This is a genomic window from Priestia sp. VA7, assembly GCF_055710015.1.
In genome coordinates this window covers 1-235 of sequence record NZ_JBVQPN010000080.1, presented here as the reverse complement: position 1 = coordinate 235, position 235 = coordinate 1, and the positions used below count along the sequence as shown (strand labels likewise).

Below are 235 nucleotides of genomic sequence, written 5' to 3'. Positions count from 1 at the left end.
TGATCAGGTTGATAGGTCAGAGGTGGAAGCGTGGCGACATGTGTAGCTGACTGATACTAATCGATCGAGGACTTAACCAAACTTTAAAAGCGTAAGCTTTACTCAGCGAACTGTTATCTAGTTTTGAGAGAGCAATCTCTTGTCTGGTGGCGATAGCGAAGAGGTCACACCCGTTCCCATACCGAACACGGAAGTTAAGCTCTTTAGCGCCAATGGTAGTTGGGACTTTGTCCCT

1 rRNA gene is annotated in these 235 nt (G+C 46.8%); it reads left to right on the top strand.

Annotated features, from left to right (window positions below):
- Positions 1 to 142 precede the first annotated feature (142 nt).
- Positions 143 to 235 (top strand): 5S ribosomal RNA (rrf, locus tag AC0C45_RS30300); the annotation flags it as partial.